General features: G+C 50.8%; 18 protein-coding genes and 1 pseudogene. 9 read left to right on the top strand and 10 right to left on the bottom strand.

Going from position 1 to position 26,137, the window contains the following annotated elements; genetic code table 11:
- Positions 1 to 38 precede the first annotated feature (38 nt).
- From AC3WQT_RS22800 to AC3WQT_RS22810, 3 genes are all read right to left on the bottom strand, one after another.
- Positions 39 to 1,739: a DUF4214 domain-containing protein gene (locus tag AC3WQT_RS22800; protein WP_492707388.1), complete on the bottom strand. Its 1,701-nt coding sequence runs from the start codon at positions 1,737 to 1,739 to the stop codon at positions 39 to 41.
- 274 nt (positions 1,740 to 2,013) lie between these two features.
- A complete protein-coding gene (locus tag AC3WQT_RS22805; protein WP_492707390.1) occupies positions 2,014 to 2,649 on the bottom strand; it encodes a response regulator in 636 nt (211 codons plus the stop codon).
- Positions 2,650 to 2,821: 172 nt separating this feature from the next.
- Entirely contained in the window at positions 2,822 to 3,046 is a 225-nt protein-coding gene (locus AC3WQT_RS22810) for a hypothetical protein (RefSeq protein ID WP_492707392.1), read from the bottom strand.
- On the opposite strand from AC3WQT_RS22810, the gene metH reads away from it, so the two are divergent.
- Positions 3,045 to 6,794 (top strand): methionine synthase, encoded by a 3,750-nt coding sequence (gene metH / locus AC3WQT_RS22815; RefSeq protein WP_492707394.1) that lies wholly within the window; start codon positions 3,045 to 3,047, stop codon positions 6,792 to 6,794. The two genes, AC3WQT_RS22810 and metH, sit on opposite strands and share 2 nt — an antisense overlap.
- A gap of 117 nt (positions 6,795 to 6,911) precedes the next feature.
- Here the strand turns inward: metH and AC3WQT_RS22820 are convergent, their stop codons facing one another.
- The gene (locus AC3WQT_RS22820) at positions 6,912 to 7,076 is read right to left on the bottom strand and encodes a hypothetical protein (protein ID WP_492707396.1); all 165 of its coding nucleotides are present in this window, start codon (positions 7,074 to 7,076) and stop codon (positions 6,912 to 6,914) included.
- A 62-nt stretch (positions 7,077 to 7,138) separates the two neighbouring features.
- On the opposite strand from AC3WQT_RS22820, the gene AC3WQT_RS22825 reads away from it, so the two are divergent.
- On the top strand, positions 7,139 to 8,719 hold the full coding sequence (locus tag AC3WQT_RS22825; protein ID WP_492707397.1) for a sigma 54-interacting transcriptional regulator: 1,581 nt from the start codon (positions 7,139 to 7,141) through the stop codon (positions 8,717 to 8,719).
- Here the strand turns inward: AC3WQT_RS22825 and AC3WQT_RS22830 are convergent.
- From AC3WQT_RS22830 to AC3WQT_RS22840, 3 genes are all read right to left on the bottom strand, one after another.
- Positions 8,712 to 9,914: a phosphatidylinositol-specific phospholipase C domain-containing protein gene (locus AC3WQT_RS22830; RefSeq protein WP_492707399.1), complete on the bottom strand. Its 1,203-nt coding sequence runs from the start codon at positions 9,912 to 9,914 to the stop codon at positions 8,712 to 8,714. The genes AC3WQT_RS22825 and AC3WQT_RS22830 overlap by 8 nt on opposite strands.
- 311 nt (positions 9,915 to 10,225) lie before the next feature.
- Positions 10,226 to 10,948, bottom strand: a complete 723-nt coding sequence (locus AC3WQT_RS22835; RefSeq protein WP_492707401.1) for a beta/gamma crystallin family protein — start codon at positions 10,946 to 10,948, stop codon at positions 10,226 to 10,228.
- A gap of 117 nt (positions 10,949 to 11,065) precedes the next feature.
- Positions 11,066 to 13,318, bottom strand: a complete 2,253-nt coding sequence (locus tag AC3WQT_RS22840; RefSeq protein WP_492707402.1) for a protein kinase domain-containing protein — start codon at positions 13,316 to 13,318, stop codon at positions 11,066 to 11,068.
- Between the two features lie 419 nt (positions 13,319 to 13,737).
- Between AC3WQT_RS22840 and AC3WQT_RS22845 the strand changes: the two are divergent.
- Positions 13,738 to 13,935: pseudogene (locus AC3WQT_RS22845) on the top strand (vitamin B12 dependent-methionine synthase activation domain-containing protein); the annotation flags it as partial.
- Positions 13,936 to 14,010: 75 nt separating this feature from the next.
- On the opposite strand, the gene AC3WQT_RS22850 reads toward AC3WQT_RS22845, so the two are convergent.
- Together AC3WQT_RS22850 and AC3WQT_RS22855 are read right to left on the bottom strand one after the other, a co-directional pair.
- Positions 14,011 to 14,310, bottom strand: a complete 300-nt coding sequence (locus AC3WQT_RS22850; RefSeq protein WP_492707403.1) for a hypothetical protein — start codon at positions 14,308 to 14,310, stop codon at positions 14,011 to 14,013.
- A 229-nt stretch (positions 14,311 to 14,539) separates the two neighbouring features.
- A complete protein-coding gene (locus AC3WQT_RS22855; protein ID WP_492707404.1) occupies positions 14,540 to 17,413 on the bottom strand; it encodes a TonB-dependent receptor plug domain-containing protein in 2,874 nt (957 codons plus the stop codon).
- Positions 17,414 to 17,685: 272 nt separating this feature from the next.
- Here AC3WQT_RS22855 and AC3WQT_RS22860 point away from each other — a divergent pair, with 272 nt between their 5' ends.
- From AC3WQT_RS22860 to AC3WQT_RS22885, 6 genes are all read left to right on the top strand, one after another.
- A complete protein-coding gene (locus tag AC3WQT_RS22860) occupies positions 17,686 to 18,645 on the top strand; it encodes a LysR family transcriptional regulator (protein ID WP_492707405.1) in 960 nt (319 codons plus the stop codon).
- 75 nt (positions 18,646 to 18,720) lie between these two features.
- On the top strand, positions 18,721 to 19,740 hold the full coding sequence (locus tag AC3WQT_RS22865) for a transporter (RefSeq protein ID WP_492707407.1): 1,020 nt from the start codon (positions 18,721 to 18,723) through the stop codon (positions 19,738 to 19,740).
- A gap of 55 nt (positions 19,741 to 19,795) precedes the next feature.
- Positions 19,796 to 20,485 (top strand): nitroreductase family protein, encoded by a 690-nt coding sequence (locus AC3WQT_RS22870; RefSeq protein ID WP_492707408.1) that lies wholly within the window; start codon positions 19,796 to 19,798, stop codon positions 20,483 to 20,485.
- Positions 20,486 to 20,521: 36 nt separating this feature from the next.
- Positions 20,522 to 20,989, top strand: a complete 468-nt coding sequence (locus AC3WQT_RS22875) for a YybH family protein (RefSeq protein ID WP_492707409.1) — start codon at positions 20,522 to 20,524, stop codon at positions 20,987 to 20,989.
- Positions 20,990 to 21,214: 225 nt separating this feature from the next.
- Positions 21,215 to 22,510, top strand: a complete 1,296-nt coding sequence (locus AC3WQT_RS22880; protein ID WP_492707410.1) for a cyclic di-GMP phosphodiesterase — start codon at positions 21,215 to 21,217, stop codon at positions 22,508 to 22,510.
- Entirely contained in the window at positions 22,507 to 24,903 is a 2,397-nt protein-coding gene (locus tag AC3WQT_RS22885) for a sensor domain-containing protein (protein WP_492707412.1), read from the top strand. The genes AC3WQT_RS22880 and AC3WQT_RS22885 overlap by 4 nt, the downstream gene beginning before the upstream one ends.
- A gap of 96 nt (positions 24,904 to 24,999) precedes the next feature.
- On the opposite strand, the gene AC3WQT_RS22890 is transcribed toward AC3WQT_RS22885, so the two are convergent.
- Entirely contained in the window at positions 25,000 to 25,908 is a 909-nt protein-coding gene (locus AC3WQT_RS22890; RefSeq protein WP_492707413.1) for a proline dehydrogenase family protein, read from the bottom strand.
- Between the last annotated feature and the right edge of the window lie 229 nt (positions 25,909 to 26,137).

The raw sequence follows: 26,137 nt of genomic DNA on the forward strand, positions 1-26,137 counted from the left end.
GGCACATCACAGCAAGACCGTGATGTGCCTTTTTTCAATCAGGTAGATATTACTTCCAAACTAAGTGCTTGATGTGCTTGCCCAATCAATGCCACCGGTGTCGCTAAGGTCACCACATCTGAAGACGCCACATGACCAGCAGCAAGCTGCACTGGACCACTAAACATCAGCACATCATGCTGCAATGACGCTGAAGTGAAATTGGTCAGTAAAGTAGGATTGACTATACTTTCTACCGCCTTGTCGTTGAGGTCTATCATTGTCACCGAAACCACACCACCATTTTTTATCATGCTTTGCAATTGCGCGTTCGTGGATGCCCCTAAATTGAAATCAACTGTGGTATCCGAGCTAAATATACTGTCATCGTAAGCAACCTCTCTGCCGTTAATTTTCAGGATAGCTCTCTTAAGCAGGTATTCCAATGGATTGATGGTCGCTCTTACCAGCAGATTCGTATTGCTGCTATTAATCGTATTGGCAACAATATTTCCTCCGACGGGGATAATAGAAATATTGCTTGCAGGCGTACCGCTAACATATTTAAATGTGTGGTTAACCTGATAGCTATTGAATCCATAGACCAGATTATTTCCAGCAGCATCAGTAATCACCAGACTAATGTCGCCACCATAATTGGGCGCCGTAAAATAGCTATCATTTAGTTGCGCACCTAAAACTGTATCAAAAGAAAAATTCAATGTGGTGTCTGTTGCATTGATCGTATTGTCAGTTGCCACAGTCAGCCCTTTCAATTGTAAGGCCGCCCTACCACCGGTATTTTCACCTGCTTTGATATTAAATTGAAAACTGTCGAAAACGATTTTTATCTGCTTGTATGCGTCTGACAAAGTCTTGGGATCATAGATCCATCTTTGCACATAAAAGGCAGAAGGAGGCAAGGATGGCGGCGTCGTATCCAATAACAGTCCAAGTTGACCACCGACACTACCTGTATTTCCAAAAATGTCCGAGACTTTAACGCCGACAAATTTATAGCCGTCGTCACCCCAGTTGCTACCGCCAGGGATAGTGATTACCGCTTTATGCGCGTTTGCCTCATCAACGGTGAGCAGATGCGTTACAGACGTAGTGAATGAATTATCGCCATTCATCAATTCCACTTTGTAGCCCGCATAGGTCTGAACCCCTGTCAAATCGACGACAACGTCAATGCCTGCGAGTTTTTCTATTTTATTGATTCCATTGGTCGCATCAGCGATTTTGACCTGCTTGCTTGCCGTCAGCGTCGGTAAGCTACCTGTCGCCGTCACGCCAGAAAGTATGCTGCGCATGACCTCGAATGTGCTGGCAGAGCTATAGCTCGCTGCTTTTGTAGCGGTGTCAAGACTGGCAGTAAAGTTTGCGGCAAAGGTCAGCTTGTTATCTATCGTTGCACCATCCACACTTTGTGGCGTCGCCCCATTCACTATCGCGAGAGCGGCTGTTCCCAAATTAACCATGCCTCCGTCAATCTGGCCAGCCCAGTATTTCAAACCATCTGCATCCGGAGATCGGCCAAACAGGTTTTTATACAAAGCAGTGACGACATCAGAAGTGTTTTTCCCGCCATACATGGTCTTGTATTCCACTTGCTCACTGAAGGACTGGGCCAGACTGACGAGAGAAATTTTCTTGGCATCCAGTTGACCTTCCCAATACTGCAAACCAGCAACGTCCGCTGGACGATTGAAATAGGCGATATAGAGTTTTTGTATGGTGCTGGCGTTTATGCCCATGGAATGCCTTATTTATAAAAGTAAAAAATATGGAAGGTGAATTGAGATTCAATTCAAGAAATGCAGTTCCGACAGTTTTTCAGACAGCACAACATCCCTGCCGGAGTAAACGCGGCATGGGAAGATGGCATCACGGGTATCAGCCAGGCAGATTGAACATCAGCCGGGGAATGGAAATTGACTTTGCAGCATGGCGCAAAGTCGTCTCATCGACATCCCTAAATTTTGTCACTTACATATTGTAACAATTTTCAAGGAATTTGTAAGTAAGCACTTAGTGATCAGGCGTGTATAGCCCAAGACTGCGGGCAGCCAATACTGCCTGGGTGCGGTTGACGACATTGAGTACCCGGAATATCGAGGTCACATGCATTTTCACGGTGATTTCTGCCAGGTCCAGGCGCAGGCCTATCTCTTTATTGGACAGGCCCTGGCAAAGCAGAATCAGGGTTTCTTGCTGTCTGGGCGTCAAAGCCAGCAAGGGTTCTTCCTTGTTGGCTTGTTTGCCACGCAAAGTGATCCAATTGGTTTCAAGTACTTCGTTAGCCAGTATTTTGCGCACCACTTCTATCATCAGGTCGGTGGATACGGCTTTGGATATAAAGGCTTTTGCACCTGCACGCAATGTTGCATCGACCTCACGCCTGTCGTCAGAAGCAGAGACCACGACGATCGCGGCATCTGCATAATGTTTGCGCAGCGAACAGATGGCTTCTACGCCGTTCATGCCTGGCAAGCGCAGATCCAGCAAAATCAGGCGCAGACCGTCAAGCCCGGCCGATTGCGCCAGAGCTTCTTCTGTTGAAGTTACCGCCGCTACATGAGCTGCTCCCAACAAATGCCGCATGAATAGCAGCAAGGCATCGCGGTAGATCGGATGATCTTCAATAATCAATGCAGAAATTGTCATCTGATTTATTGGCAGGAAGGCAAAAAATGATAGTCGTACACAGACATTACCTTAATTTATTAGTGCAAACAGAATATTGATGCTGTCACTGCAATTCGGCAAGTAAAAACTGTTAATTCGAGTCTGCCTGAGTAAGCACCAATGCATCAAGCTGAGGGCAGATTCGGCATTTTTAATCATTCCGATTACCCATCACTAGCATTTTGTCATGATTAAAAACCGACAGGGTGCAGGCCTGCCATACCCAAGCCCTTGATTTGACGTATAATTTACGCTTTCTTGCGCCGATTTGAGATTCAGATTGCGGGCGCGTAATAAGTGCTGCTAAAAGGACGTCGCCCGATCCGCCTGCACACACAAGCTGATCGGGTTTTGTTTTATTGCGAGTAAACATCATGACTACGACCCTGCCTGTATCTGCCCTCGAAACCCGTTTGCGCGAGATTTTGCAAAAGCGCATCCTGATACTCGATGGTGCCATGGGTACCATGATACAACGCTATAAACTGACCGAAGAAGATTATCGCGGTGAGCGTTTTAAGGACTTTACCGGCCCTGAAACCGTGCGCGAACTTTTCGTCAAGGGCAATAATGAATTGCTGTCGCTGACACAACCGCATGTGATTGCCGAGATCCATGAACAATACCTGGCCGCCGGTGCCGACCTCATAGAAACCAATACCTTTGGTGCGACGACTGTTGCACAAGATGATTACCACATGGCGCATCTGGCCTATGAGATGAACGTCGCCTCGGCCAAAATTGCGCGTGCTGCCTGCGATAAATATTCAACACCGGATAAACCACGTTATGTGGCAGGCGCGCTGGGGCCGACGCCAAAGACTGCATCGATTTCACCCGATGTGAATGACCCGGCTGCGCGTAATGTCACTTTCGACCAGTTAGTGGCTGCCTATCTGGAGCAAACCCGCGGCCTCGTTGAAGGTGGTGCCGATGTGCTGCTGGTCGAAACCATATTCGATACGCTGAACTGTAAAGCGGCATTGTTTGCAATCGATCAGTTTTTTGAAGAAACCGGCACCCGCCTGCCCATCATGATTTCTGGCACGGTGACCGATGCTTCTGGCCGTATCCTGTCTGGCCAGACCGTGCCGGCATTCTGGAATTCTGTGCGTCATGCAAAACCACTGACGGTTGGCCTGAACTGCGCTCTCGGTGCTGCCCTGATGCGCCCATATGCAGAAGAGTTGTCGAAGATTGCCGACACCTTTGTCTGCATTTACCCGAATGCCGGTTTGCCCAATCCCATGAGTGATACCGGCTTTGATGAATTACCGGCCGATACATCAGCCCTGCTGAAAGAATTTGCTGAAGCCGGTTTCATCAATATCGCCGGTGGCTGCTGCGGCACCACGCCTGACCATATCAAGGCGATTGCCGACATCCTGCAAAGCAAGACCCCACGCGACATCCCGACTGTACCAGCAGCGATGCGTCTGTCTGGCCTGGAGCCGTTCACGATTGATGAAAGCTCATTGTTCGTCAACGTTGGTGAGCGTACCAATGTCACCGGCTCGAAAGCATTTGCCCGCCTTATCCTGAATGAGCAATACGATGAAGCGCTGGCAGTCGCACGCCAGCAGGTAGAGAACGGCGCGCAAGTCATCGACATCAATATGGATGAAGCGATGCTGGACTCACTGGCAGCGATGACACGTTTCCTGAACCTGATTGCCTCTGAACCTGATATCGCCCGCGTGCCTATCATGATCGATTCGTCGAAATGGACAGTCATCGAAGCGGGTCTGAAGTGCGTGCAGGGCAAGGCCATCGTCAATTCGATTTCCATGAAAGAAGGGGAAGCAGAATTCCTGCGCCAGGCCACGCTGTGCAAGCGCTATGGTGCGGCTGTCATCGTCATGGCCTTTGATGAAAAAGGCCAGGCAGATACCTATGCCCGCAAGGTGGAAATTTGTGAACGTGCCTATCGCCTGCTGGTCGATAGTCTGGATTTTGATCCGCAAGACATTATCTTTGATCCGAATATTTTTGCGGTCGCGACAGGTATAGAAGAGCACAATAATTACGCCGTTGACTTTATCGAAGCGACGGCCTGGATACACAAAAACCTGCCCGGTGCCAAGATCAGCGGCGGTGTGTCGAACGTGAGTTTCTCTTTCCGTGGCAACGACCCGGCACGTGAAGCGATCCACACAGTATTCCTGTACCACGCAATCAAGGCCGGCATGACCATGGGCATCGTCAATGCCGGCATGGTCGGCGTGTATAGCGAACTCGATGCGGAATTGCGCGAGCGTGTCGAAGACGTGGTGCTGAACCGCCGTGAAGACGCTACCGAGCGCATGATAGAAATCGCCGCCACCTTAAAAGCGGGCGGCAAAAAAGAAGAAGCCACGCTGGAATGGCGTAATGAACCGGTAGAAAAACGCCTGGCCCATGCGATGGTGCACGGCATCACCAACTGGATCGTCGAAGACACGGAAGAAGCCCGCGCTGCCATCATGGCGGATGGTGGCCGCCCTATCCAGGTCATCGAAGGCCCGCTGATGGCGGGCATGAATATCGTTGGTGATCTGTTTGGCCAGGGCAAGATGTTCTTGCCACAGGTGGTGAAATCTGCCCGCGTCATGAAGCAGGCAGTGGCCCACCTTATCCCTTACATCGAAGAAGAAAAGAAACGCAGCGGCGACAACAAGCCCAAGGGCAAGATCGTCATCGCTACCGTCAAGGGTGATGTGCATGACATAGGCAAGAACATTGTTACCGTGGTCTTGCAGTGTAATAATTTTGAAGTGGTCAACATGGGCGTGATGGTGCCCTGTTCGGAAATCCTGGCCAAGGCCAAGGCAGAAAATGCCGACATCATAGGCCTGTCTGGCCTGATCACCCCATCTCTTGAAGAGATGGCCTACGTGGCCAAAGAGATGCAGCGTGACCCGCATTTCCGCATGCTCAAGATCCCGCTGCTGATCGGTGGCGCGACCACCAGCCGTGCGCATACTGCGGTGAAGATTGCGCCTAACTATGAAGGCCCGGTGGTGTATGTCGCCGATGCTTCGCGCTCAGTGTCGGTTGCACAGTCGCTGCTGACACCGGAAAGCCGTGACCAGTACATCGCAGACCTGGGCAGTGATTACGAACGCATTCGCACCCAGCATGCGAATAAAAAAGCCACACCCATGGTCACGCTGGCGCAAGCGCGTGCCAACAAGATGAAAGTGGATTTCACTGGCAGCAATGCGCCGGTCAAACCCAAATTCATCGGTCGCCGCCTGTTCAAGAATATTGATCTGGCGACAATTGCCAATTACATAGACTGGGGCCCGTTCTTCCAGACCTGGGACCTGGCTGGCCCCTTCCCGGCGATATTGACGGATGAAGTCGTCGGCGAAGCAGCCACCAAGGTATTTGCCGAGGGCCAGGCCATGCTGAAGAAAATCATCGAAGGCCGCTGGCTGACGGCGAATGGCGTGGTATCCCTGCTGCCTGCCAATACCGTCAATGACGACGATATAGAAATCTACACCGACGACACACGCAGTCAGGTGGCCCTGACCTATTACGGCACCCGCCAGCAAACCGAGAAACCCATCATTGATGGCGTGCAAAGACCCAACCAGTGCCTGTCAGATTTCATTGCGCCGAAAGACAGTGGCATCAAGGACTATATAGGCATGTTTGCCGTGACTGCTGGCCTGGGTATAGAAAAGTATGAAAAGCGCTTTGAAGACGCCCATGATGACTACAGCAGTATCATGCTGAAGTCACTGGCCGACCGTCTGGCTGAAGCCTTTGCCGAATACCTGCATGAACGCGTACGTAAAGACCTGTGGGGCTATGTCGCCGATGAAGCGCTCTCCAATGAAGAGCTTATCAAGGAAAGCTATAAAGGCATACGCCCTGCCCCTGGCTACCCGGCCTGCCCGGAACATACGGTCAAGACCGAGATGTTCAAGCAGATGCAGTGTGAAGAAATCGAGATGTATATCACCGAATCATGGGCCATGATACCGGGCGCGGCAGTATCGGGCTTTTACTTTGCCCATCCTGAATCGAAGTATTTCAGCGTAGGTAAAATTGCCGATGACCAGGTCACTGATATGGCTGAACGACGTGGCGTGCCAAAGGATGAAGTAGAACGCTGGCTTGCGCCAAATTTATAAAAACCCGTTGCCATTTGCGCCGGCATGGAATTGCCGGCCATGTTGGTGGCCAGCCTGCTATTTGCAGGCTTTTTTTGCTCGCCTCGGCAGACGAAAGATTAACCTGGTCTGGCACAATCAGACCTTGCGGACAGGTGTCAGCTGGCGCTTGGCATCTTCCAGAGCATATTTGTAGTGCGGTCCCCTATTTCCCATCTCGCTATTTTTCAATTGTAATTGCGTGTTACCACCAGCGCCACCGGCCTTGTCGGCCAGTGCAATGTGCAGAAGAAGTGCCCGCACATGCACGGCAAATCCAGGCTTTCTGGTATGATTAATTTCTTAAAGTGCCCTGCCACACCGCCTTGAAACACGACGAGCTCACCCGGACCACGCCGATTTACCATAGCCCGCAAGCCGGGCGGCCCATGCTATGCCTGAGTATTATCTGGCACCCGGATCACAGCCGCATCGGCGAGCAATGCATTATGGTGCACGACGGCCTCGACCTGGCACGCTACCAGCCTTTGTTTTGCAAACCAGGCAAGGATGGTCTGGGACTGGGACATGATGGCATTTCCCGCCAAGCCACCCACCTTGTGCGCAATCCGGACGACAGCGTTACCGTGCAGGCTTCGGCGAGCAAAATGGTACTGGAAATCAACGGCGCAGTGGTGCAGGGCACACAGCAACTTTCAAGCGAGCAAATTGAACAGGGTGTCATTGTGGTTTTGGCTCGCGCTGTGGTGCTGTGCCTGCACTTTATGCATTGCCTGCCACGCCATAACCCGGTAGCGGGTTTGATTGGAGTGGGAAGTGCAGCGATCAAGATGCGCGACCAAATTATTCAGGTGGCACCGACCAACGCCACCGTACTGCTGCTGGGTGAGACTGGCACCGGTAAGGAGGTAGCGGCTTGTGCCATCCACGCCCTGTCGCAACGCGCCAGCCAAATTCTGGTGAGCGTGAATATGGCGGCCTTGAATGAAGCTTTGGCTCCGGCTGATTTATTTGGCGCGGCCAAGGGCGCATATACCGGGGCACAAAATTCACGTGGTGGTTTTTTTGCTCAGGCGCAGGATGCCACGCTGTTTCTCGATGAAATCGGCAATGCGCCTGCGGTGGTGCAGCCTATGCTGCTGCGCGTTCTCGAAAAAGGTGATTACCGCCCCTTGGGAGCGCTAGCCGATGTGCGATCGAACGCACGTATTATTGCGGCTACGGATCAGGATTTGTATGACGGCGGTTTTAATCCAGCCCTGCTGCGGCGGCTGGAAGGGTTTACCATCGCCATCCCTCCCCTGCGCGAGCGGCGTGAAGACACGGGTTTGTTGATTTTGCACTTGATGCAAGCGGGCGATTTACCCGGCAAGGGGGCGGTTGAATTGCCTGCACCGCTGGTGGCGCAATTGGCGACTTATGACTGGCCCGGCAATATCCGGCAATTGCGCCATGTGGTGCGACGTTTGATGCTGGTGCTTTCCACAGGAGAAATGCCGGCATTGGCCGAGCTGATAGAAAGCGGCACGGCACGGCCTGTGCGTGCAGTGAGAAACATGGCTGCACCCGTCACACCAGACATAACGGATGTTACGCCCTTGCCTGCGTTGCCGCACGAGCCAATACCATTACCCAGGCGTAATCACAAGCGCCCGGCAGACCTGAGTAATGCCGACGTGTTGGCAGCGCTGGATAATAACGACTGGATGATACAAGGAGCAGCCACCGAACTGGGTATTTCCCGGCCCTCACTGTATAAGCTGCTGGAGCAGCACCCGCACATTCGCCGTGCCGACCAAATCGATGCTGAAGAAATTCAACGGGTATTGGTCGAGGTGGCAGGTAATGTGGATGCCTGCGCCGCGCGCCTGAAAACCCCTGCAGAAGGTTTGCGGCGGCGGCTGGCTTTGGCACGCCAACTTCAGAAACAAAACGGCATCATTTGAGTTTGTTCATTGAAATGAGCAGTTTGATCAAGCCGTAAGGTGCTTCAGGAAAGTCGATTGGTACCGTCCCAAGCAGTCGTGGCCCTGCCTGCTGGCACAGATAGCTATGCAGCCGATAATTGATGCTGTTAGGGCCCGAGCCAATGGCAATGTCAATCGGATCGGTAATTGGTGCTCGGCTGGCGCTGGTGAAGTTGACATACCAGGCAGTGCCATCGGTTTTGTTCACGCTACGTTCCAATTGCGCATGGACCTGGCCCCATTTTGCGGCTAATACATCCGGGCCAAATTTATAAACATTTTGCACAGAATAGTTAAAATTGCTGCTTGGATCATTCACTACTCCGCTGTCGTCATCAGGCCAGTTTTGCGCCATGATGCCGAAAGTGGCTCCTGTGTCCTGACGCATCAGCACCACGCATCCGGCCAGATCGGCCAGCTTGGGCATGTGTGGGCGGTCGTATAATTTGTTATGGCTCACGCCCGCAATCAGGAGCTTTTTCAGCAGCGGATCAAACTCACTCTTTTGATGGGGCCAAGAGACATTTTGTACGCAAATTATCACGGTTTCACTGGCGTAGGTGGCCAGAAAATCCTTGATGACGGGTAATAAATCCTTGGCTAAATAGATGTCCTGGGATTCCGGGCCATGGTAAATCAGCATGTCGTCGCCGGAAACGGAAAGACGTAAATCAAACCAGCGGATGCCCGCTTCCAGTTGCTGCCGCATCGTCAATTTTTGGCATTGACTGGCACGGCTGCCCTTCCAGGTGGCACTGTCATGGGTGCCTGGAATGGTAATATCGGCCAGTGTGGTATCGGGGGTGATATCAAGCATGCTCATCCAGTATTTTGAAGAAAATGCCGGGCCGATATTCAGAGTCATCGCTCTTACTGCCCCACTTTCCTGACCGATATGCTGATAGACATTGGCGTGGCCGTCCAGCGGGTAATCGTACTCCTGGGCGCTATGGCTGTTTTCACCGGTTTTGGCATCGAATTGAAAATTGAACTGGGGTAAGTTACTGCTCGCCACTACGGGCATCAGTGTTTGCTTTGGTAGTTCCACCATACGGGTGTGGCGGGTATGCGGGGCCAAATCAAACGTACTGCCACAGGTTAACACTTTTAAAGTGCCCGCCGTATTGTTGACCAGGGTTAAATTGGCTTTGCCTTGATGTTGGGTCGAGGTCATGATTTCTCTCCAGGGTAGGTATAAGTAATCCTGCAATGCAGGTTTATCGGCTTGTTCCGTGGTTACAGCTATATCGCGAGACTGGAATGCGAATCGCTGTCGGACAAGCTACCTATCGCAAAGCTTGTGCCAGCTAAAAAATGGCTGTAATTGCGTCGTGGCGGGCTGGTGCCGCGTAAAGCGGCGTAAAGACGTGGAAAATATGGTGCTGGATTTTTTGTTTGGACGGCGCTTTACACGGTTTGACAGTGGGCAAAGACGAATCATTACGGAAAGAGAAAACGCATAATTTTTCTCTGACCTCAATCACTCTACGGGTTGCCCGAACCCGTGCCGACTTGCATTTCTGGATCAATTTTGCCGCCATCCCAGCAAAAATCGATACTCCACTTCACCCCATTGCGATAATCTACGGTAAGCGCGCAATCTTTGCGCTGCAACGTGACACGCATAGGGTTACTGGCACTATCAATGATGATATCGTTGGTCGGCTCTACTGGTGCTGAGGCGGGGGTGGTTTCACCAGGCTTGAGTGTGCGTTGGCGGAATTCCAGCCATGGGTGGCCAAGCTCACCATCCCAATTGATGATCAACGTATCGCCATCGTTAATTAGCCAGCGGAAACTCTCCTGAGCATCAACTATCTTGAATTGATGAGGCGGGGCCGGGTTGATTGAAAATGCATTTTGCGCTGGATAAAAAAACAAATGATAGGTTTGCGGCGTCGTTACCGTTCGGTTCGGTTCGGTGCTCCTTGCAGGAAGATTGCTGGTGCCATATGGACGTATTTGTTCAAAAGGTGGAGAAAATACATTCGCGGATTGGTAATTATTTGATGCCATCAGCGATCCCTGGAATACCACCCCTGTTTTGCCAGGCTGTTGTACAAGCCAACTCCCGGCCAAAATGTGTACAGAGTGAATATTGCCAATCCAACCGGGAATGGTGTGAAGATCGGTTGCCTCAAATAAAACCAGGGCTTCACCTGTCAGGTTATTTTCTTTAAATAAAATTACTTTGTGACTTGAATTCATGATTTCCTCTTGGATAAGTCAATGCTGGGTTGAAAATCAAATTAAATGGTTGCCCGTTTCAGCGAGCCATTCACAATTCGATCAAGCAAAAGCTGCGCCAAGTAAATCAGGCACTGGTTATGGTAAATTGGCAAACCTCGAATCCCGGCGCAGTGCAATCAAACCAGGCTCGGCTTGGATGTGTGAGCTCGGATAACCGAGTTTGCGCGCTTGCAGTAGCGCCTTGATCGCCAGCTCACGTTCTCCTATCAACTCGTAAGCCAAGCCAGCACGAAAATACAGGCTGGGGTCATTGGCAGGTTTGGCCAATGCTGTTTGCAATAATCGTGCACTGGTTTGTTTATCGCCGACTCGCGCGCTGTAAAGCGCCATCCTTGATTGATACATGGTATTTTCTGCGTGGCGTTGCAAGATGGGCTGGAGCAAGTTTTGTGCTTTTTGATAAGCGTCGCGTGCTTGCCCCTCGCGGCCCGGCAACCACAGCAAGGTATCGGCGAGATTGGCCCAGCCCAGATAATTACCTGGATTGCCTTTTGTTGGCGAGACCGCCGCTTCAAATGCGGTGGCAGCTTCCACATAATTGCCTCTCAAGAAAAGCAGATTGCCTAAATTGGTATAAAGGGTAAAACTGTGACGCACTTGCAAGCCCTGCTGCAAAACATGCATCGCTTCATCGAATTTATTCTTGCGTGCCAGCACCGCACTCAAATTCGCATAGGCGTAAACGCTATCGGGTTGAATTTGCAAACTGCTTCGAAAGGCCTGCTCAGCCTCATCCAGCTTTCCCTCTTGATACTGTATCGTGCCAATTTGATCGGCAAAAAAGCGTTCACGTGGGAAGCGTTGCAAACCCCGCTGTGCCATTTGTAATGCTTCCCCGGTCTTGTGCAAATCTTGCATTACCTCCATTTTTCCTAACCATGCAAAAAGGTTTTCCGGGTCCAGCCGCAAAGCGTGATCAAAGCTTTGCAGTGCTTCGTCCGGCCTACCCATCGCACGCGCGATGGTGGCTTGCGCAACACGGGAAAGGGCGATTTGATCATTCAGGCTCATCGCCAATTGGGCGCTGGCATTGGCTTTTTGCAGCCAGTTTTCATCCCGACTATCACCAAGATAGCGAAAGTGGTAAACCAGGGCCATGCCTGCGACTGCGGCTGCGTTATCCGGTTGTTTTCCCAAAATACGGGAAAAGTGCTCAGAGGCCTCATTCACACTGCCCGGCCTGTCCCATTGAGCCAGCGCAGCCAACCCCTTTTTCATTTCCAGCGAGGGGGAAAACGGCGCGGCGTTCGCCAACAATTCGCCCAAATACGGCTGAACCTGCCAGATACCCCCCATCAATGCCAGCACCAACGCGCTGCCAGCCAGGGCTTTACCGCCGCGCCGGATGCCCGGCACCCGGTGTCCAAGGATTGCAGGCTGCCCGGCAACATCGCCAACCAAAGGTGCTGCCGATGTTGTCAGTGCGGTAGTCGGGGCGGTTGTCTGGACACGCCCCTCCCTCCGACCCAACAAACCAGCCAGGCCAGCCAGTACTTGCTGCATACTCTTCAGGCGCTGTGCCGGTTCTCTGGCAGTCATGGCGCGGATCAGCTGCACCAGTCCCGGCGACATACTGGCCGGATATACCCATTGATCCGACGACGATTGCACCTGTGCCGCTGCCAGCGCCATCCCGGAGAGATTGGCAAACGGACGCTGCCCGCTGGCCAGTTCATACAAAATCACCCCCAGCGCATAAACATCAACCTGTGGCGACAGAGCTGCGCCCAGCAGTCTTTCCGGTGCCATGTAAGCAATCGTGCCTTGTGGATTAAGCCGCGCCATGCTGGCGGTGGCTTCCGGATCGCTCTTGTTGGCAAGCCCAAAATCGAGAATGCGCACCGTGCCCGAAGGCTCTTGCATCAGGTTCGAGGGTTTTAAGTCGCCATGAACAAGATTTGCCTGGTGCGCTTCACGCATGGCTTCAGCCACTTGCTGCACGATCGCCAGCACCTGTACCTCAGTAAACAAGTGTCCTGGCGCGTGCATGGATTCATGATCACTGAGCAACTGGCGCAAGGTTTTGCCTGGCACCAGCTCCATAACAATTGATTGGCTGTCTTGATCTTCTTCCAGTGCATAAATTTTGACAAATGCTGCGTGGTGCAGCGAAGCGGCCATACGCGCTTCCCGGGTAAGGTCTTCGCCCCCTATCAGACCACTGTCATGTTTCATGCGCTTGATTGCCACCCTGCGCCGCAATTTCTCATCCCAGGCCTCAAACACCTGGCCAAAGCCGCCTTCACCGAGACTATGACGAAGTTGATAATGACCCAATGGCGGGAAAATACCAGGGGCCGGTGTCCGTGCTGAGGCAGCTGAATTCATTGGGATTTGGATAGGGTTAGATAAAACCTGAAGCGATCAGCGCGCCATCTTGCGTTTATTGCAACCAGATTCTCCAGACAGCTAATTTAAAATTATATAATAAGCCATTATTGTCTTGTCAAAAGTCGAATAAATTCAATTGCTTAGCTCGTTAGTGCCAGGCTTTATGTTTTCGCACCGCTTTACTGTCAATCGGCATCCAGACAAATTATTCCGTTACGGTTTTGTCTGGCGTGGAAGATCACAAGGAAGTATCAGGCCGTACCCGGACCTGGAGAACCAGGTTCTGGCTGCAGGTGTATGCCGTATTTTCGTTCAGCCATGGAGGACGAGCTGCGTTTGCGGCGTAAGTCACAGGACAACCGATTTGACATTTGCAAGGCAAGTCCGTCGCAACCGAAATGTTCAAACAGATGTAGTGTGAAGAAATCGAGATGTACATCACCGAATCATGGGCCATGATACCGGGCGTGGCAGTATCGGGCTTTTACTTTGCCCATCCTGAATCGAAGTATTTCAGCGTAGGTAAAATTGCCGGTGACCAGGTCACTGATATGGCTGAACGACGTGGCGTGCCAAAGGATGAAGTAGAACGCTGGCTGGCACCGAATTTATAAGCGGCAGGATCTGATCGCAATCCTCAATAAGCATCCTGTAGTCTGCTGCAGGATGCATTAACAACACTTCAACACTTAACCCATTTCCCTGACTACTATCGTCGTCAGTTCCTTGGCGACATCTGCATCAAAACCTTCTTCCAGCAAACGCCACTTGAAGCTATTTCCCAGCTGTGCCTTTTTATACACATTCAAGCGGTGGTCGCGTTTGAATTCCAACACCTTGCTCGCGACCTGCTGCATGACTTTCTGGCGCTTGATGATGGTTTTATCCTGCTTTTTTTTGACAATCTCTAGCGGGATTTCCTTGATGACAAATTCAGCAAGTTGCAAGCCGAACGCTTTTTCTTCTTTTGAATTAAACCAACTAAACATAGCGTGCTTTCTACTTGTATCAAAAATTCCAGCGTCATCGGGATGACATATCTGTGTGAATAAGCTGGTTTGCCAAAGGGAGCAGTTCTTTTTAACTTGCCATGATTATACTGAATCTTCTCTATAGCTCATAAAAAAATGCACTGGCTACGTAACAAGCCAAGGCGTTCAAGACAAAAAAACAGGGGCCTGAGCCCCTGTTTTTGTACTGACTTACATTACACGCAGATTATTTGAAGACATAACCTACGTTCAGACGGAATGCACGGCCATAAGCATTGTGCAAGCTGTCGTTGTAACCAGTTGTCGTATAGCTGGAGCTTGGATCATATGGTGCCTTGGAATCCAGAGCGTTCAATACACGCACACCGATAGTCAGATCTTTAAAGCCTTTGTATGTATAACCCAGGTCAACTGTCGTCCAGCTGGCAACGGAACATTCAGGTACATACGTCAGGTATTTGGCTACGCCGCCCAGCGATGTCGCTGTGGATGGCTGGCCAGTACCATAATGGCAATAAGACACTGGGTAAGTTTCAGCAGCATTGGTGTAACGCATCAGGGATACGCCGCCAACAAAGTTGATTGCACCGTTGACTGTGTGCGCTTCTTTAGTCCAGGAAGAGGACAGTGTTGCACGCAAACGAGGGATGTCGCCAACGCTGGTAGAGAAGTTGGACAAACCACCGCGTGTGCCAACCAGGTTGGTTTCTGGATCGCCCGGTTTTTCTGCACGACGGTATTCTATCGTGTAGGAAGTACGGAAACGTGTATCCAGTTTGCCATTAGTGCCCAGGTTGTTGCGCATTGCCATTTCAACGTCAACGCCACTGACTACGGTACTACCCTGGTTGATGTAGTTCCTCAACAGAGAAATCAGCGGTCCAGAGTTAGGGACAACATTACCGTTCTTGTCTTTAACAAAATTGACAGGATTGGTGTCACGGATCACAGTACCTGGATAAGCATCTTGATTATTCAGGATCAGTGTGGACGACAGCGCTGCAACTTCGTCTTCTTTACGGATGTTGTAGTAATCAACCAGGATGTCGAAATCACGTGTAGGTGACAAGACCATACCCAGAGAGAAGCTGCGTGATGTTTCTGGCTTCAGGTTAGGATTTTGACGGATCAGTGTCGAAATACTTCTGGAGCAATCAGTATTGTCGGCACCAGTCAAAGGTGTCTTACCATCAGGGCAGCGGATAGGATCAACCAGGCTGTTCAGGAAAGTCTGTGTACCGCCTGCAGTCACCTGTACCAGTGCCGGTGCACGGAAACCTTGTGCATAAGTGGAACGGAATGCCAGAGAATCATTGACGGTCCATTTTGCGCCAACTTTTGGTACAAAATTGGTTTTGAAGCTAGGGTATTTATCGATACGGCCAGCGAAATCCATTTCAAAGTTTTTCAGGATCGGTGTACGCACTTCAACGAAAGCGGAAGTAACGTTACGTTGGCCCTGGATGAACTGGTTAGCCAGACCCAGAATCTGGCCAGAGCTGGTCAGGTTATCTGGTGTCAACGTCATTTTTTCCTGACGGAATTCAACGCCGGATGCAAAACCAATTGCGCCACCAGGCAGGCTACCGAATTCTGTACTTGCCTTGAAGTCAGCCTGGGCGATTTCAGCAACACCAACGCTCTTCAGCGGACGGCTCAGGTTAGGCTGTTTGGCAACATCGGCCAAAGACATGTTCTGGTCTATCAGTTTTTGCACTTCTGGCAGCAACAGGAAGCCATTGGAATTGTCAGTACGCTCGGAACGGTTCCACAAAACGCCAGTTTCCCAGTCCCAGGTCTTGTAACTACCTTTCAAACCAGAAGCAAAACGCAGAGCTTCGTTGGTAGTCGTGGTACCACCTGCGACATTTTCAAAACGGTAGACAACTGCAGCACGGCTGGTAGGGAAGGGATTGTCAGGATGGCCAACTGGCAAGATAGCCTGGAATGGTGTGCCAGCGCCAGACAATGCAAATGCTGTGGATGGAGTACGGCCATCGATGGAACGTGAACCACCTGTGTAATCACGGTCAGTTTTGGTGTAAGCAACTTCAGCAAAAGCGGACAAGGTATCGTTGATTTGATAGATACCGCGTGACATTGCACTGATGTCCTGGCCAGCGCCCTGGACTTCAGCAAAATCGTCGAGATTGTAGTTACAGAACTGACGACCAAACAAGACGCTGGTGCTTGCGATATTGTATTGCGCGCCACCTGTGATCAGACGGGATGGATCGCAATTAGTGCGGTTGATCACGTTGGCATCATTGGCAGAGAAGAAAGTCTTGCTGCCCGGTGTACGTTCACGATAGAAGAAAGGCTGGTTACTGATGCTGCTGGAATAAGGTGACAGACGGGTGTTGAGTACGCTGTACAGATCTTTTTCTACATCGTTGGCATCCTTGATGGCAACGCGGTCACGCTTGGAAATTTCAGCGCTGACAGTAATGTTGTAGCCGTCTTGGCCATAGTTACCAAAACCGGCGAAAGCACTGACGCTTTTTTTCTTGAACTTGTTGTCATCATTGGCGCCCATGCTGGCGTTCATTTGCACGCCCTGGTAATCGCTCTTGGTGATGAAGTTGATTACACCGGCAATAGCATCAGAGCCGTACACCGCAGATGCGCCATCCTTGAAAATCTCTACACGTTCCAGCATGGACAATGGAATGCTGTTGATATCGTACAGCGTTGATTGGCCTTGATTAGGATTTGCATAAGCTGATGGCGTCATGCGACGGCCATTCAACAAAATCAGAGTGGAGCTGGAACCCAGGCCACGCAGGGATGCTGTTGCCACACCACGGGAAAAGCCACCGTCAACTGCATCGAATGCGCCACCGCTGCCCAAAGCCGGAATGGTGCGCAGCAATTCAGCAACAGTTGTCGCACCACTTTGGCTGATGTCTTTTGCCGTCAGTGTCTGGATAGGAGAAGTACCTTCTTTATCAATACGCTTGATATGGGAACCAGTGACTTCAATTTTTTGGATTTTTTCTACTGACTCAGTCTGCGCCTGAGCGTTGACCAACATACTGCCAGACAACATAGCCAGTGCCAGCTTGACAGCATAAGCACATTTCTTCTCTTGATAAAACATCCAGAATCTCCTTGGTGAAACATGAACAGGTACAAACTGCAAAGATGGCAAGAAACCCTACTGAACTGACTTGCCTTTTTGCGGTCGAACCAAACCGGTGCTTGAACAATTTGCGTATCGTTTTATTTGGGTTTATTTGTTCAGCGACTGTGCTTATCCACAGTTTCTGCAACATTCACAATTCGATACACTTTGTTGCATTTCAGAATGATCACATTACAATTTCATTACCGTCCAATGAGAATTTGAGGAAAACGTATATAATTAAAGTTATGATTGATACCTTACCCATAGAAAAGTATTTCGCCCGACAACTCAAGATCAAGCACTTGCGCTTGCTCGTGGAACTGGCTGACAAGCAGACGGTTGCTCAGGTTGCGGCGACTTTGCATGTCAGCCAACCGGCTGTTTCCAAAATGCTGGGCGAGATGGAGGAAGGGATCGGTGTCAAGTTATTCGAACGTGCTGGGCGTGGTATAAAACCAACACCTTCTGGCGAATGTCTGATACGACATGCGCGGGAAGTCTTGTTTAACTTGCAAAAAGCACATCAGGAGATGCGTTCACTGGCCACCGGCACGGTGGGCAAGGTCACTGTTGGCATTTTGAGTGTGGTCTCCACCACCATCATTCCCAAGGCAGTCAAGATACTCAAGGCAAGCTGGCCGAATGTCACCTTATGCATCATGGATGGCACGGTCGATCAACTCTTGCATGAACTGCGCGAAGGCAAGATAGACATGGTCATAGGCCGTGTGTTTTCTGAACGTGCAGCAGAACATTTGCAGGAAGAAGTCCTGTATGACGATCCTCTGGTCATTGTAACTTCCAGCAAGAACCCTTTGGCACGTCGTGATAATCTGACCTGGATGGATTTGAATAACCTGCCCTGGATATTGTCGGTAGAAGAATCCCCAACGCATCAACGCATGATCAATCTGCTGGCCAAGAATGGTTTGAACAAACCTACCGATGTTATTGAATCAGTATCACGCTCAGTGAATGTACCCTTGCTGATGGAACCTCCGCGCCTGGGTTTATTGTCGCTGTCGGCAGCACGCCAGTTGGTGGCAGAAGGGGTCTTGCAAATCCTGCCATTGAATCTGGGTCACTTGCCCAGCCCGGTAGGTATGATATGGAACAAGACCCGGCCTTTGTCACATGCTGCCCTGACCTTCCAGGATTGCATACGCCAGGCTTCGCTGTCATACAAGAACATGCTGATCAGTTAAATTCTGTGTGGAAAGCCAGGCAAGTATCTGCTTGGCTGATTTACAATATGCCCAGTTTCTTCGCCTGGACAGCCAATGCAAACAGATCACTTATCGTATGGTTCAGATCAGTCGGGGCAGATCTGTGGCTATATTTTTGCGCATGAGCAGCCTGGCAAACTGCTCGATACCAAAGAAGCCGTCGAATGGCTGCAATCCAGACACGGTGCCAGAGATGATTCTTTCATTTGGCTGCATTTCAATTTATCCAATGTCGCCGCCGAGAAATGGCTGCGCGAGTACGCTGCCCTGCCAGACGAGTTTTTCGAAACCCTGCATGAAGGCTCACGCTCCACCCGTATCGAGCATGCCGACCATAGCCTGATCGCGGTCGTCAATGATGTCTTGCATGACTTTGCCTTTGAAGCCTCGGACATCGCCACCCTGTGGCTCAATGTCAGCAGCAATGTCATGATCAGCGCCCGGCGCAAACCCCTGAAGTCGGTAGACAGATTGCGCAATGCCGTCAACCAGGGCGAGCATTTCAGTTCACCGACAGAGTTACTGACCCATTTATTGCGTGACCAGGCTGATGTACTGATAGGCATAGTGCGCAATTTCATCAAAAAAATCGACGATATCGAAGACCACTTGCTGGCTGACCGTTTGAATCATAAACGGGCCAACCTCGGTGAGTTACGCCGCGTGCTGGTGCGCCTGCAAAGACTACTGGCGCCTGAACCTGCCGCCTTGTTTCGCCTCCTGCAAAGACCACCAATCTGGGTGGCCGAGCGTGATGTACAGGAGTTGCGCCAGTCCACCGAAGAATTTGCCGTGGTACTGAGTGACATGGCTTCGTTGCAGGAACGTATCAAGCTCTTGCAGGAAGAAATTGCTGCCAGCGTCAATGAACAGAATAACCGTTCACTATTCGTCTTGACGATAGTAACGGTGCTGGCCCTGCCCATCAATATCATCGCCGGTTTGCTGGGCATGAACGTGGGTGGTGTGCCTTTGGCGCAGCATGAAAATGGTTTCTGGATCGTGGTCGCCATCGTAGCGACGTTTACTGCCATTGCCGGTTGGCTGGCATTCAGGAAAAACCGCAACGACTAATACCAAACAAGCGCTTACCAAGCAGCCCTACTAACTACATTGACAGGAACAAGCCATGAGCAAACTTTCATTCAATCAGGGATCACCACAATTCATACCCTTATCAACTTATCAGGCTTACCCAGAAGCAGAAATGCTGGAAAGGGCGCAAAGCTTTTATCAGGACATGAAACGGCGCAAAACCATACGGGAATTTTCTGACCGTACCGTACCACGTGAAATTATAGAAGCCTGTTTATTGACTGCCGGTACTGCGCCATCTGGTGCCAATCACCAGCCCTGGCATTTTGCCGTTGTCACTGACACCGCACTGAAACACAAGATACGTATTGAAGCCGAGATAGAAGAACGTGAATTTTATGACCGCCGTGCCCCCCAGGAATGGAAAGATGCACTGGCGCCACTCGGCACGGATGCTGACAAGCCGTTCCTGGAAACCGCGCCTTACCTGATCGCGATCTTCGGCCAAAAAGCCACGCTCATGGACGATGGCAGTGCTGTTAAAAACTACTACGTGCCTGAGTCTGTATCGATTGCAACTGGCTTCCTGATCTCCGCCCTGCATCATGCCGGCCTGGCAACGCTGACGCATACACCCAGCCCCATGGGATTTTTGAACCAGTTGCTGCAAAGGCCGGACAATGAAAAACCGTATATTTTGCTAGTAGTTGGTTATCCGGCTGAGCATTGCCTGATACCGAATATACAAAAGAAACCACTGGAACAAATTGCCAGTTTCTTTTAAAGCCAGTAAGCTGATTTTGACCTCAAGGGATTTCTTATGACTGCCATTTACTCACGCTTGCTGCTGGCCGCTAGTCTGGTAGCTAGTATGGCATTGAGCCTGCATGCCCAAGCCGCTGAAAATCATGCCGATCTGGTCAAACAGGTTATGCAGACCGAGACTGCCTTTGCCAAGACCATGGAAGTACGCGACCACAAGGCTTTTACAGAATTTCTGGCAGATGAAACCATCTTTTTTTCGACCAAAAAGGTTTTGCACGGCAAGCAGGAAGTGGCCGCAGCCTGGAAACGCTTTTACGAAGGCTCTGCCGCACCTTTTTCCTGGGCACCGGAAACGGTAGAAGTCCTGGAGTCAGGCAAACTGGCGCTCAGCAGCGGGCCGGTACGTGACCCGCAAGGCAAGCTGGTGGCTACTTTTACCTCTATCTGGAGACTGGAGAGCCCTGGTGTCTGGCGTATCATTTTCGACAAGGGAAATGATGTTTGCGATTGCGCCAAACCATGACTCAGCATGATTCAGATGCAGACCAAGTATAAAGACAGCTGTTTTTTGCATCAAGCCAGCATAATTTAAGCATAAAACCCACAGTCAGCCTGAATTGTAGCCAGACAGACAAAGAGCTGATGTAACATGCAGAATAATGCTGCCCGGAATGCCTTCAGCACTGAGGTGGCATACTCTCTTTAAAAAAAACCAGGCTCAAGCGTCAAATTTCCGGAAACAAGTGTCATGACTGATATTCATACACAGTTTATTGAGCTTGGCCAGCTACGCATAGGCATGTTTGTCTATCTGGATGTGGGCTGGATGGATCACCCCTTCCCTGTCTCCAATTTCAAGATCAGCAGTCAGTCGCAAATCGATACCATACGTTCACTAGGTCTGGAGCGCATACGCTATGCGCCCGACAAAAGCAGCCCGGAACTCAATTCAGAGACCAACCCCGCCACCAGCGAACAGCATATCGGGCAAGAAAGCAAAGTAACGGAAAGCCCCGGTGCTTTCGCCGCCAGGCAAAGGCGTGAGCTGTTGGCCAACCAGCAAGCCAGCCTGCAAGTCTGCGAGCGCCAGTTTGCCCATGCGGCACAAACCTTCAAGCAAGTCACGGATTTAGTCCATTCGCAGCCATCGCAAGCCAAAGAACTGGCCGAGCAGTTGATACAAGGTTTCCTGGGTCAGATTTTGGGGGAGGATGAAGCAGCGATACGCCTGCTGTCTGAAAAAGCAGGCGAAAAAACCTCGCTGCATTCCATCAATGTGACGGTCATCGCACTCTTGCTGGGGCGGGCACTGCATTTGAGCAAGGCAGAGATGCTGGACCTGGGTGTCGCCACCATCTTGCATGACATAGGCAAAATGGATTTGCCCGACCGTTTGCGCTGGCAAGATGAACATTTCAATCACGCCGAACGCGAGCTATATCACGAGCACGTCTTGCATAGCCTGGCGATGGCACGCAAGATGGGTTTGTCGGCAAATGTCTTGCTGGCCATCGCCCAGCATCATGAACATGCAGACGGCACGGGATATCCCAGCCATGTACAGGGCGACAAGCTAAGTCCCATCAGCCGCATCGTCGCACTGGTCAATCATTACGATAATCTTTGCAATCCTGCCAATCCTGCATTTGCAGTCACGCCGCATGAAGCCCTGTCGCAGATTTTTACCCAGCACAAACCCCGTTTTCATGCCCCCACCCTGACCGCCTTCATCCGCATGATGGGGATTTATCCGCCGGGCTCGGTCGTGCAACTGACGGATGAACGCTATGCCATGGTGGTATCGGTCAATTCAGCCCGCCCCATCAAACCCAAGGTGGTCATCCACAATTCTGCCGTGCCGCGCGAAGAAGCACTGGTCATCAATCTGGAGCATGAAAACACGGTATGCATACACCGCAGCCTCAAACCCTTGCAATTGCCCAAGGCAGCCTACGACTACTTATCGCCGCGCAAGCGCCTGTGCTATTTCTTTGAACGTGGACTGGAGGCAGAACCGCGTACCGAAGATGGGGCAGCGGCATGAAAGCCCATCCCTGGCAATCACTGATAGAAGGTTTGCTGGAAGCAGTGATACTGGTTGACCCCATACAACTGCGCATAGTCGCTGCCAACAAGTCTATCCATCATCTGCTGCAAGTCCCGCCAGACAGCCTGTTTGGCAAGGGCATAGTAGATTTGGCAGTTGCACCTGAAGATGTGTTCTTTTGGGAGGATGTGGCAGCAGGTTTATCAGAAAATATTCACTCAGAAACCTTGCTGAAACGTAGTGACGGCAGCATAGTCCAGATAGAAAGACGGGTTACCCTGGTCAGGATGGGTCTGGACAGTTCTGTCTATGTGGTCGCCATCAATGACCATTCAAATCAGCGCCAGGTTGAAAATGAGCTGGAAAAGCTCATCGCCGAGCTGCGCGCCACCCTGGAGTCCACCGCTGACGGCATACTGGTCACTGACCTGGATGCTGCCATCCGCAGCTATAACCATTTATTCGCTGAGCTATGGGGCTTGCCGGATGATTTGATGACGCAGCGTGATGACAAGGCCATCTATGCCTGGATGGATAAATGCATGCTTGATGCTGGTCAGTATGAAGAAAGACTGGGCACCATCACCCGCTCACCACTGATGGAAGCCACCGATGTGCTGACGCTTCGCTCTGGCAAGGTACTGGAAAGAGTGACCCTGCCACAGTATGCACGGGGTCGTCCTATAGGGCGGGTATATTCTTACCGCGATATCACTCAGCGGCTGGCCGATGAAGCACGCCTGCGGCTGGCGGCCAAAGTATTTGAATCGAGTACTGATGCGATTTTCATCACCGATGCTGAACAAAAAATAGTCACCACCAACCCTAGTTTCGAGCGCCTCAGCAGTTATACCGAAAAAGAAATGCTGGGTAAAACACCCAGGGAATTTTTCTCCATGGAAGGTAATACTGCCCAGGTAGAAAACCTGCTCAAAGAGCTGGAGAACCTGGGTTTCTGGGAAGGTGAATTGTGGAACCGCCGCAAGAATGGCCATGCCTATCTATGCATGATTTCCCTGGTCAAGGTCCCGGATGCCAAGGGTGGTGCACTGAACTACATAGGCTTTTTCAAGGACAGGACAGAAACCCATACGGCGAAACAGAAAATTGAAGAACTGGCGTTTTCTGACGTGCTCACCGGTTTGCCGAACCGCTTGTTACTGGATGAACGCATACGTCAGGCGATCACCATTTCCAGCCGCAATCATTCGACCTTTGCCCTGCTCTTCCTTGACCTTGATCATTTCAAACAAATCAATGATGCACTGGGACACCCCTTTGGTGACCGTGTACTTTTGCAAGTCACTGAACGCCTGAAAAAATGCATACGCCAGGTCGATACCGCTTCACGTCTGGGCGGAGACGAATTTGTCTTGCTCTTGCATGAAGCCGATGCGGAAGGCGCAGAGATTTGCGCCAGAAGGGTGCTGGAAGAATTGTCCGCTCCATTTTCACTCGATGGCATGAACTTTACTGTCACCGCCAGCATAGGGATTGCGCTTTACCCGGCAGATGGGCAAAGCATGGCAGACCTGATCAAGAATGCAGACAGCGCCATGTACCATGTGAAGGAGCGCGGGCGCTCGGATTTCCGTTTTTATCAGCGCCAGATGAATATAGGCTTGTTGTCACGCATGAAGCTGGATCATGCCATGCGCCAGGCATTGGAACACCAGCTTTTCAGATTGCATTACCAGCCACAAATAGAACTGGCCACCGGCAAGCTGCTGGGTGTGGAAGCGCTAATTCGCTGGACCGACAAAGACCTCGGTGAAGTCAGCCCGGTACAATTTATCCCGGTGGCAGAAGAGTCAGGCGTCATTGTCCCTATCGGTAACTGGGTCATGCAAACGGCGATACGACAGGCGGCATTATGGAACCGTGATGGCCAGTCCATGCGGGTGGCGATCAACGTCTCAGCGCTGCAATTCCAGCAAGCCAATTTTGTTGACAGTATCGCTGCAGCCCTGCATGAGCATGATTTGCTGCCACAGTGCATAGAACTGGAATTGACCGAATCGATACTCATCAAGGATGCGGAAGATGCATTGAAGAAGCTGGAATCCCTGGCGGCATTGGGCGTCAAGCTGGCGATTGATGACTTTGGCACCGGCTATTCCAGTCTCAGCTACCTGAAACGCTTCCCTATCTACAAGCTCAAGATAGACCGTTCTTTTATAGATGATTTGCCAGGCAACGAAAGCGACATCGCCATTGTGACTGCCATCATCCACCTCGCCCATGCCTTGAAATTGCGCGTAATTGCCGAAGGTGTGGAAACCCGGGAGCAACGCGATTTTCTCCAGCAGCAGCAATGCGATGAAATGCAGGGTTACCTGTTTTCACAAGCCATGTCAGCGGAAGAATTTGAACAGCACTATCTGCGCTGAATTGTTCAAACTTAGCATAATAGTTGCGTCAGTTTCAAGCTTTCAATGAGCGCTTGAAACTGACGTGATATCGGTTTGAGAAACTTATTGAAAAACTTAACGACGTATTAAAGACCGCAATATGTGACCTGCAATTTGGGGATTTTCTTTTATCCGGCGTATGCTATAACCATACCAGTCCTTGCCATAGGGCACATAGATGCGCACACTAAAACCCATGTCCCTTAGCTTGTCGCGCAGAGGCTCGCAAACACCTAACAGCATCTGAAATTCGAATGCATGCTTCACTATGTTGCGGCGCTGCACCAGCTCCAGCACCTGCGCTATCAAGGCGCTGTCGTGAGTAGCAATTGCAACGAAGGTAGCTGTGTCGAAACAGCGGGCAACATGGGCCAGGAAATGGGGGTTGATACTATTCCGGTCATGCCATGCACCTTCGACCAGCTGTGATCGTTCCTCAAGATAAATACCCTTGCAAATGCGCATGCTGCTACGGTTCAGCAGCAGTGCTTGAATATCATGATAAGTGCGCTGCAAATAAGCCTGTAATGCCAGGCTGAGTTTGCTGTATCTCACTCTCAGTTTAGTGAACAGATCAATTTCTTTCTGGGTACAGGCAACATCCTCCATATCCATGCAAACAGAAATTTGATGATGATCGGCAAAAGCGACAATTTGTTCCATGTGTTGCTCGCAACGCTGCATATCAAGCAGCAATCCCAAAGCAGTTGGTTTGACCGATACGCTGGCTTGCAACCCGCGCTCTTGAATCGCCATCAACACGCGCATGTATTCGTGGGCTGTGTCTGCAGTTTGTTGCAGGTTTGAGGCTGACTCACCCAATACATCGATGGTGACATCGAAACCCAGTCTGTTCAGTTGACGGACGCAGGCCACAGTATCATCGAGATTATCACCAGCGATATAGCGTCGTGAGATTTTTTGTATCAGTGCGCGGGGAATCCATGGCATGGCGTGCGCCATGAGAGTATTCAATAATTGCATGTAAATTTCCAATACGAATAAAGAAATGCTACGCCCATCCCGAAGCCGTAGACCGGATAGAAGGGCGTGGGAGATTGATGGCCTGAACATGCTTGAACATGTTAGAACCAGCGCAAGCAATGCAGCATGCTGATACATGCTTTGCACTACAGCGATGTGCGTTCTGTCAGAGAGGAGGCCAGGCAGCGCGATGCATTTGATTTTCTCAGCTTTATTCGTTGATCTTTTG

The sequence above is a fragment of the Undibacterium sp. FW305-107 genome (assembly GCF_058788535.1).